11 protein-coding genes are annotated in these 9,448 nt (G+C 47.2%); 1 reads left to right on the forward strand and 10 read right to left on the reverse strand.

The annotated features are described in order from the left end of the window. From ACMP1L_RS11315 to ACMP1L_RS11335, 5 genes are all read right to left on the reverse strand, one after another. Window positions 1-1,338 (reverse strand): HAD-IC family P-type ATPase (locus ACMP1L_RS11315; RefSeq protein WP_475544544.1); only part of this gene is annotated, 1,338 nt, incomplete at its 3' end. Window positions 1,339-1,526: 188 nt separating this feature from the next. Beyond that, the gene (locus ACMP1L_RS11320) at window positions 1,527-1,745 is read right to left on the reverse strand and encodes a cation transporter (RefSeq protein ID WP_418453070.1); all 219 of its coding nucleotides are present in this window, start codon (window positions 1,743-1,745) and stop codon (window positions 1,527-1,529) included. Window positions 1,746-2,106: 361 nt separating this feature from the next. Next, a complete protein-coding gene (locus ACMP1L_RS11325; RefSeq protein ID WP_418453071.1) occupies window positions 2,107-3,024 on the reverse strand; it encodes a radical SAM mobile pair protein B in 918 nt (305 codons plus the stop codon). Then, on the reverse strand, window positions 3,012-3,701 hold the full coding sequence (locus ACMP1L_RS11330) for a radical SAM mobile pair protein A (RefSeq protein WP_118561304.1): 690 nt from the start codon (window positions 3,699-3,701) through the stop codon (window positions 3,012-3,014). Before ACMP1L_RS11330 ends, ACMP1L_RS11325 begins: the two co-directional genes overlap by 13 nt. A 28-nt stretch (window positions 3,702-3,729) precedes the next feature. Then, a complete protein-coding gene (locus tag ACMP1L_RS11335) occupies window positions 3,730-4,233 on the reverse strand; it encodes a flavin reductase family protein (protein WP_118733397.1) in 504 nt (167 codons plus the stop codon). 155 nt (window positions 4,234-4,388) lie between these two features. Here ACMP1L_RS11335 and ACMP1L_RS11340 point away from each other — a divergent pair, with 155 nt between their 5' ends. After that, complete coding sequence (locus tag ACMP1L_RS11340) at window positions 4,389-4,742, forward strand: winged helix-turn-helix transcriptional regulator (RefSeq protein WP_055187091.1); 354 nt, start codon at window positions 4,389-4,391, stop codon at window positions 4,740-4,742. Between the two features lie 55 nt (window positions 4,743-4,797). On the opposite strand, the gene ACMP1L_RS11345 is transcribed toward ACMP1L_RS11340, so the two are convergent. The 5 genes from ACMP1L_RS11345 to ACMP1L_RS11365 all read right to left on the reverse strand — a co-directional run bounded on the left by ACMP1L_RS11345 (window position 4,798) and on the right by ACMP1L_RS11365 (window position 9,255). Next, window positions 4,798-5,028, reverse strand: coding sequence for a TIGR04076 family protein (locus ACMP1L_RS11345; protein ID WP_418453072.1), 231 nt, complete (start codon window positions 5,026-5,028; stop codon window positions 4,798-4,800). A gap of 173 nt (window positions 5,029-5,201) precedes the next feature. Next, the gene (locus ACMP1L_RS11350; RefSeq protein WP_418453073.1) at window positions 5,202-5,627 is read right to left on the reverse strand and encodes a GNAT family N-acetyltransferase; all 426 of its coding nucleotides are present in this window, start codon (window positions 5,625-5,627) and stop codon (window positions 5,202-5,204) included. Window positions 5,628-6,326: 699 nt separating this feature from the next. Further along, the gene (locus ACMP1L_RS11355) at window positions 6,327-7,568 is read right to left on the reverse strand and encodes a tyrosine-type recombinase/integrase (RefSeq protein WP_117822103.1); all 1,242 of its coding nucleotides are present in this window, start codon (window positions 7,566-7,568) and stop codon (window positions 6,327-6,329) included. Between the two features lie 151 nt (window positions 7,569-7,719). Next, window positions 7,720-8,940: a tyrosine-type recombinase/integrase gene (locus ACMP1L_RS11360; RefSeq protein WP_418453074.1), complete on the reverse strand. Its 1,221-nt coding sequence runs from the start codon at window positions 8,938-8,940 to the stop codon at window positions 7,720-7,722. A gap of 84 nt (window positions 8,941-9,024) precedes the next feature. Continuing rightward, window positions 9,025-9,255: a helix-turn-helix domain-containing protein gene (locus ACMP1L_RS11365; RefSeq protein ID WP_054330194.1), complete on the reverse strand. Its 231-nt coding sequence runs from the start codon at window positions 9,253-9,255 to the stop codon at window positions 9,025-9,027. Between the last annotated feature and the right edge of the window lie 193 nt (window positions 9,256-9,448).

Genomic DNA, 9,448 nt, shown 5'->3' on the forward strand with positions numbered 1-9,448 from the left:
ATATTTCCCGTCAATCGCCATGTGAATAATGGTGCCTACGCTGTGGCACGGAATAGCCTGGACCCCCAGACGATTCATGAGCTTGTCGTTACCAGCTGCCACCTGATGACCGTCCACCGTAGCGATGACACCGTTGCCGCTAAGTTCCTGAATATCAGTCACCCGGCTACGGTCGATTTCCATACCGTAGGCTTTCTGTAAACTCTTGCTGATGGGATGGCTGGAAGCACTCTCTGCCAGGGCCGCGTACTCCACCAGCTTGCGTTCGTCCATCTCGTTGTGGTGGATGGCGTTGACCTCGAACACGCCCTGGGTCAGAGTACCGGTCTTGTCAAATACCACGATCTTGGTCTGAGATAGGGTCTCCAGATAGTTGGATCCCTTCACCAGAACGCCCGCCTTACTGGCTCCGCCGATGCCTGCAAAGAAAGACAGAGGAATGGAGATGACCAGAGCACAAGGGCAGCTGGCAACAAGGAAGGTCAGTGCCCGGTATACCCAGGTCTCCCAGCCTGCATCCAGCCCCATGGCAAACATCCGTACCAGCGGCGGCAATACAGCCAGCGCCAGCGCGGCATAGCACACCGCAGGAGTGTAGATCTTGGCAAAGCGGGAGATAAAGTCCTCCGACTTGGACTTCCGGGAGGAAGCATTCTCCACCAGATCCAGAATCTTGGAGACAGTGGACTCGCCAAATTCCTTGGTGGTCTGGATATGGAGCAAGCCTGTCATATTGATACAGCCAGAGATGATCTCATCCCCGGTTTTGATCTCGCGGGGCAAGCTCTCGCCTGTGAGCGCGGCAGTGTTCAACGTCGATTCACCTTGAACCACCATACCGTCAATAGGAACTTTTTCGCCAGGCTGTACCACAATAATGGTGCCGATCCCCACTTCGTCCGGGCCCACCTGTTCCAGTTTTCCCTCCCGTTCGATATTGGCATAATCAGGACGGATGTCCATCAGATCACTGATGTTCCGGCGGCTCTTGCCCACGGCGTAGGACTGAAACCATTCGCCCACCTGGTAGAACAACATCACCGCGATGGCCTCCAGATAGTCGCCGTTTTCATATACGGCCAGTGCCAGAGCCCCCAGCGTAGCCACTGCCATCAGAAAGTGCTCATCGAACACCTGACTGTTACGGATACCTTTTCCGGCTTTTTTCAGAATGTCGTAGCCAATAACCAGATAATCCACCAGGAACACAGCCAGACGTACCCAGCGGCCTGCCGCGCCAAACACTTCAAATGCACCTGCGCCCAGGACCTGCAAAATTAACAGTAGAACCGCAGCAGTCAAAATCCGCCACAACATCACTTTTTGTTTTTTGGTCATACCGGCGGAGGGCCGCGTGCCGATGATCTGAAGGATCACGGCCAGCAGAGCCACCACGATCAGCAGACCGTTAATGATATACTCCTGCATTTCGTTTTACCTCTTTCACGATTGCTTATTCGTTTATTTGTCTAAGAGAAAGAATGCCCTGCAAGCTGCCGCTCAACAGGGCATTTCGTTTTGCTGGCTTACAGAAAGATCTCGCAGTCGGGTTCCACCTTCTTGCAGGCTTTGCGAACCTCCTGCATAAAGGCCTTGGGGTCCTGACCTTCCTCGAACTCCACGTTCATCTTGAGGGTCATAAAGTTCACCGTAGCGCTCTGTACGCCGTTGGTCTTGCGGGTGGCATCCTCCATCAGGTTGGCGCAGTTAGCGCAATCCACATCGATTTTGTAAGTCTTTTTCATTTTGAAAATCTCCTCTCTGAGTATTAACTTTGTGCCAAACAATTAAATTCTTATTTAATCGTATCTTCATCATACGCAGGAAAACCGTCCCCGTCAACGGTTTGAACCCATATCCTGCTATTTGGGAAAATGGTTCTTCTGTTTGGGCAAAATGCAGCTTTTATCGGCACATTCCAGTGCCTTGATAAGGGCAACATTTAATCGTTCCGTCTGCATTGTAGAGCGGGGAAAATCGAAAGGCAATGGACGGAGTACAAGTCCTTCCAAGAGGGATAAGAGAACTTCTGAATGGGTAAACAATGCTAAAAAAGGTTCTGACATGGAAGCACAGCTCCATGTCAGAACCCATTTATTTCACAAATTATTTTTGGGGGTTGCGTCGCCCGGTGTTTTCCGAGCCACGCACTTCCTCATGGTAAAAATAATTCACAATGACCGGGTGCCCAGGCTCTGCTCGTCCGTAGGGCAGCTCGTTGTCCACGAAGGGACAGCTGTTTTCTTTCGCCAGCCGTTCCGCTTGATCCTCCAAACCACGGAAGTAGCTTCTGTCTCTCTTGTTGTAGATAGCGTCGTACAGCGGAACCAAGTCAGGATGTTTTTTACGTATATAGTCAAGGATGTCTTTTTTGAATCCGCCTCGCAGGTTTAGATTTTCTAACCATATCAGGTCGCACTGATTTCTGACCTGATGGAAGATAGCCTCGAAATCCGTGATACCGGGAAAAACCGGAGCGATAAAACAGACAGTGCGAATGCCCGCATCATAGATCTGCTTCATGGCATCCAGCCGTCGCTTAATGCTGACGGCAGTGTCCATATCGTTTTTGAAATCCTCGTCCAGCGTATTGATCGACCAGGAAACCGTGACCTTTCCCAGTTCTTTCAGGAGGTCGATGTCACGGATTACCAAGTCTGACTTGGTACAGATGAGAATTTCTGCCTCGCTGCCCCGGAGCTGTTCAAGAAGCTTTCGGGTGTTCTGAAACTGAGCCTCCTGGGGCAGATAGCCATCAGTCACCGAGCCGATGACTACGCGCTGTCCGGCGTATTTCCGGGGATTTTTGATTGCTGGCCAATGTTTCACATCCAGGAATGTACCCCACGGTTCGGTGTGCCCGGTAAATCGCTTCATAAACGAGGCGTAGCAGTATTTGCAGCCATGGGTACAGCCCACATAAGGATTGACGGAATAGCCGCCCACCGGCAAGGTGGATTTTGTCATAATATTTTTGGTTTCTATATCCTGAATCAGAATGCTGCTCTCTTTCACTTCTGCCATGTCTTCTGTTCCTCCAATACCCGGTAAAAAGCCGGGGGAAATTCTTGTACCATCTGTGCCTCTCCCATGATAGGAAGCAGATCTTCCTTCATAAATACAGGGATGCCAAGCGCATGGGCCTGATGTGTCAGATTCCACACCCATTCCGGTTTCGATACGACTTTGCCCTTCCTATGTCCGGTCTCAGTCCCAATGACGATCCACTCAATTCCGGTAAGGTCCACCATGCCAACATCATCAAACATAGGTTCAAAGGTCACATGATAGTGTCCGCCATGGATATGCTCCCGCAAAGTCTGGATACGGTTTTTCTCTTTACTGGAGGTAACAGTTACACCAAACCACGCATTCTCCAGGGTAGTGGAAAACACAATATCTTCCGGTCGCTTAGTCAAAAACAGATATTGGTGCTGCGGATTTTCAGTCATCTTGGCAAATATCTGTTCCCGCCACTCTGTCTTCCAGTAGGAAAAATCGCTCATGCCGGTGAGCAGAAAATTCTGTGGGCGCTTTTTCTCCATCAGCCGCAGCTTATTGGGAAAAAACTCCGGCTTTTCAAAGTCGTCGATCATGTGAAACCGGCGGACATTGTTTCTGGCGTAGCAGTAGCTGCAACCAATCGTACAGCCGATCACCAGATTCATGTTCTGAATACAGTCTTTAATACAAACAGCCACTGCTGACGCCTCCTTTCCGTTTTAAGATTTAGCCTTCTACCGCAGGCGCAACTTTCCCGAAGCCGTTCCAGGCATACAGCCCATTCTTGTCCTCATCGCCCAGGAACTTGTCCACCTGACAGATGTGCAGGATATGATCGCCCACCTCCACCGACTGCTGCAGGGTGGCCACCATCGCCAGACGGGTATCCACCGGAATCTGGATGTCACTGCCCTCCACAGCCATCATCTCGATGTTGTTGTCGGCCACCTTGTCGGTCTTGGCGCCGGTAGACGCTCCGCAGGCCATTACTGCGCCAGCCAGACTCTCACCGGGAACAGTGACGATGACTTTGCCGGTCTCCCGTACCTGCTTACCGGTATGAGACTGTTTGCCAGTGGCGAAGCCCACCATAGGCGGATTGAAGGAGAGGTAAGACACAAAGCAAATGGGAGCCAGGTTCGTAGAACCATCCTCCTTTTTAGAGCAGATCAGCGTCAGTGGATTGGGGGAGGTCAGAACAGTAGCCTCCATAATGTTCAGTTCTTTCATAAAATTCAGACCTTTCTAAGAAATTTCAGTCGTTGACTGCATGGTCAACCAGTGATATATTTATTATATCTGATAGCAATTTTTGTTCAAGTACGCAAATTATTTGTACCTGGTATCAAAAAATATACTGCAAAAAGACGAGGAAAGATCCAATTATGACTTACGAAGAATTCAAAGAAAAGGTTGGCAGTGTCATTCTAACCGGCGAGGGAAACTGCCCGGTCACGCCGGTGGTTCAAATGCTGCAAGGCAAGTGGAAACTCCAAATTCTCTATGAACTGTGCATCAAGTGCCCCATGCGGTTTGGGGAACTGAAAAAAGTTCTCAAACCCATTACCAATACAGCTCTGACCAACGCCCTGAAGGAGCTGGAAGCGGACGAATTGGTTCAGCGTATCCAATATAATGAAATGCCTCTGCGCGTGGAGTACTCCCTCACCGAGAAAGGGCGGGATCTGCTGCCGGTCTTTTACGCCATTTCCCAATGGGGAATGAAATATATACCATGATTCTAACTATATTAATATCTGTATGATAATAGCCGTGAGGCATTGACAATTTGAGTCAACTTCCCGGCTTTTTTATGCCGTCTGGACAGGCGAACACACCAATCGTATCATCATTCAGCCAAGTGCCAGACGGCTGAACCAGTTCCCCCAAGGATAACTGACGCGCCATGGGAGCAATCACCTGCCAAGCAACGCCACACATCCCATCCGGTGGATTGATGCCATCGCTGTACAGCACTTGACCTTTCTGGTGAAAAGGACACTTTGGGTATGGCATTCGTTGCATACATAGTGTCCGTTCACGCAGCGTGTCTTGCTAGTTTCTTTCTTATGGCATATCTCACATTCCATCATCATATCGGCTTCGAGATATGTAAGTGGTGCTTTGCAGATCAAGCATTCTTCGTTCATAATTTCCTCCGCACAATCCCGATTTTTCTCTTCGACAAACAAGAATTTCTATTTCTGTTGCCATGTCATTACATAATCTTTTTCTCCGGTAGCCTCATCTAAACCACTATGCTGAATCTCAAATCCTTCTCTTTGATAAAAGGATATTGCCCGTGCGTTCTTTTGGTATACGTTCAAGAGCAGTTTATTCCTTTTATCCTTTGCATAATTCAGCAGAATTTTACCTATACCCTGCGATTGCATTTCACCAGAAACAAAAATGCCCTCAACATATTCATCATTTAACCCTATAAAGCCCTGTATTTCTGTACCACACGCATACACATAAACCTCTGCTTGTGACAGTGCTTCTTTTACTGATTTGAAATTGCTTTTCCAGTATTGGGCGGAGATAAAATTATGTGCCTTTATATTTGTAGCCAACCATATATCTGCAACTTTATTTATATCATTCCTTTGTAATTCTCTAATCATAACGGTGACTCTCCACAAATCTCGATTTGTATCGCTGTTCTTACTTTCTATTTTATCAGATATCGCCTACAGATTCCATAGCTTCATAGTTCAAAATAATTCATTCACAAACCATTTAGCTATGTAAAAGGGACGGCTTCTCAGCCGCCCCCACAGGTCAACGCTGCGTTAATCAGACAGGTTCATCGAAAAACACACAGTTATTTGTTACTGAGTGCCTGCATTAGAATCGTATTTAATTGTTCAGATTTGATCAGATTATGCCAAACCCTCCAGCGAAAAATCCGGTGTCTGAGAGTGCCAAAATCACCCTCAAAAATACCCCCCAAATCGCTCTCGTTTTGCCAAATTTGGTCAAACCATATCAGTCCGTTTAGATATAGCAAAAGCCCGGAAAACCTTGATTTTCCGGGCTTTTTGAACCATTTTCCCACCCATTCGCCTTGCTTCCCTCGAAAAACCTTCGGTTTTCCTCGGTCACGGGCTTCGCCCTATGACACCAAATAAAAAAGCTCCGCCTCATGCAAGCATGGGCGAAGCTTTTTATATTTGATGTCGCATGGCTCATGGCCATCGCGAAGATTATCGCTTGCTGAACTGCGGAGCGCGACGAGCGGCTTTGAGACCGTATTAAACATCTCTATGGTGCGTTTTTCCTTGATATTACGGGCTTTTTCGCATTTTCTGTTGTTGGTTGTCCTATTCCTTAACCATAGAAATCGGTGATTTTTCATCGAAATTCTCCTGGTTCAAAGCATCATTCACTACCTCGAAAAGTTCCTCTGGTTTATTATACTTGACCCTCGCGTAAATGTCCATAGTTGTCTTACTATTCTCATGCCCTGCCAGGTACTGAACTGTCTTAGGGTCAACGCCCGCATAGAGCAGATTCGTGATGTAGGTATGCCGCAACAAGTGCGGTGTTACATCGAAATTCAGGGTATAGCGAATCTTGGGATTGTTCCTCTGCGTTGTTCCTAATGTCGGCTTGACGGTATATTTGATGCTCTGTCCATTCACATATTTATAGTAAGTTCTCTCTTTCGCAGAGCGAACAACTACATACTGCCAAACTCTCGTAAACTGAGAATAGGAAAGCGGCTGTCCCTCACTGTCCGCAATCACATACTCCGATATGGAATTGGCTTTTGCTTCCCGCAGGCAGTCCACCAGGCACTTCGGAATGGGAATGTCCCTTTTAGCTGCTTTTGTCTTTAGAACGGTAGAAATCACCGGCCTGTTATGCTCCGCGCGCCATGCACGTCTCACGGAAATGTATGGTGTGGATTCATCCAGGAATACACAATCCCATTGCAATGCAAGAATTTCTTCCCGACGCAAGCCGGAATACAAACCAATCATAATAAAAAGATATGGCGGAAGCTCTTTCACCGTATCCAACAGAACCGCAACCTGTTGATCTGTTAAGGCATCTTTCTTTTTCGATGCTTTTCCGCCCTTTGCTGAAATTCCCACACATGGATTATCGGTTATCAGCTGACTGCGCTCTGCCGAATAAAACACACACTTAATCAGCATATTTACCGTATCATACAGTCCTTTCGATTTTTGAGACAGCGGAACAAGCGCCAGACGAATATCATCCGCAGTCACTTCCTCCATATACATATCTCCCAGAGAGCTAATGACATAATTCTTCATATTCTGTCTGTATCCTTTTATAGTAGCCGCAGACACCTTTGCTGATTGCATCAGCAGCCATTTCTCACAATACTCGGCAACTGTCGGATGCTTTCGGTGAAAGATGATCTCATCCACCTGTCTCCGGGCCTCCAACTGCTTTTCATATAATTCTTCACAGGTGGTCGCATATAAGCTGACCTGCTTTCCATCGGCATCTGTAATTCTGGTTCTGTAATACAGTGTTCCTTTTCTTGTAACCGTTCCGTACTCTGGAACGCTTTGTTTTTTCTTAGCCATACAAATCTTCCTTTCCTGATAATGAGTGTTCTTAAATTCACACCTTCTTTTTATCAGAAAGCACCCACTTAATCAAAGATACGGATTATGTAAAACAAAGAGCGAGACATCCTTGCCTCGCTCCAGCTTTGTTTCCTACTCTTTATAATTGTTATGCCTGTGCTGCATCCCACTGGGCAAATGCACCACCCATTTTTCTTACCAGCTCATCCGGTCTGTTGTATTTGACCTTTGCGTAAATATCCATCGTAATTTTACTACTCTCATGCCCCGCCAGGTATTGAACCGTTTTCGGGTCCACGGACGAATGAATCAGATTCGTAATGTATGTATGCCGCAGCTGATGCGGTGTCACTTCAAAATCCAAACTGTAAATCACTTTGCCGTTATGTGCTGCCTTTTCACCGAGGACCGGCGTAACCGTGTGCTTTACACGCTTTCCATCCTCGTAGCGATAATAGAAACGCTCCTTGACTGTTCGGGTTACAATGTACTGCCAAAGCCGCTTGAACTGTGTGTAAGACAGCGGATCGCCCTCCCGGTTCGGCACCACATATTCTGACTGTGAATTAGCTTTTGTCTCTTTCAGACAGTCCGCCAGGCAAACCGGCAACGGAATATTTCGATGCGCGGCTTTCGTTTTCAGCTCATCCAGAATCACCGGTCTGTTATTTTCCGTGTGCCATGCCCTGCGTACCGTTAAATAAGGGCAATCCACATCCAGATATACAGAATCCCATTTTAGGGCAAGAATTTCTTCTCGCCGCAATCCTGCATACAGCCCTAACATGACAAATACATACGGCGGAAGTCCCTGAATGGCATCCAGCAGTCTGGTGGCCTGTTCATCCGTCAATGCAGCTTTGTCCTTCTGCGGAACGCCTCCACCTTTGGCCGTAAGGTAAATCGTTGGGTTGTTATCAATAATCTTACTTTCCTTTGCTGCACGGAAAATGGATTTATACAGGATAACCACTGACTTATATACCGAAGCGGACTTCTCGGAAACAGGAACAAGTGCAAGCTGAATGTCATCCAGTGTCACATCTGCCATCCGCATCTGTCCCAGTTCTTTTATAATGTGCCGTCTGACCTTTGAGGTATAATCTATCAGCGTGGTTGCCCTCACATGAACCGACTGCATCAAAAGCCATTTTTCACAGTAGTCTGCAACCGTCGGGGATTTCCGACAGAATGTATCGTTGTCGATCTGCTCTAATGCTCCCAACTCTTTATCATATAATTCTTCCGGTGTTCTCGCATAAAGGGCCACCAGTTTTCCATCTGCGTTCTGAACCCGCGTTCTATAATAATCTATGCCGTTAAGCGTAACTGTACCGTATTGTGGAATTGCTCTTTTTCTTTTTGCCAATTCCGCCACCTCCTAAGAATATACTCCAGCGCTGTATCTATGTTTTATCAGACCATTACGTTTCCAGCAAGGATACGGATCGACTCACACTCCAGCTCTGCGAGGTCTACGATAAGTTGCGTTTTTTTCTGCTGGCTTTGCTCTGTGGGTGCATTTTGCGATATACTCCTGAAGGCCCGCTGAAGTAAAATACACACAGCCATTCTGCACATATTGCACATAAGAAATAAGACCATTGTTACGGGCCGCGTCCAGCGTTGCAATGCTGATACCTAAAATTTCTGCTGCTTCTTTTCGTGTAATAAGTTTTTCCATAAAGCATATTTCCTCCAATCTGTCAAGTTTGTCATCGTGTTTGTTCAAAGCCACATGAATACGCTGGCAGCCGAAACTGCCAGCGCATGGTATCTGATTTTGAACAGGAAGCTGCAAACGCTTCCTATTTATATAACTCAGCTTTCATCACATTTGCCACGCCCCCTGACGATGGGAACACAACAGGTCTCCG

Origin of the sequence: Ventrimonas sp., from assembly GCF_048380235.1 — a bacterium.
Taxonomy (GTDB): domain Bacteria; phylum Bacillota; class Clostridia; order Lachnospirales; family Lachnospiraceae; genus Brotaphodocola.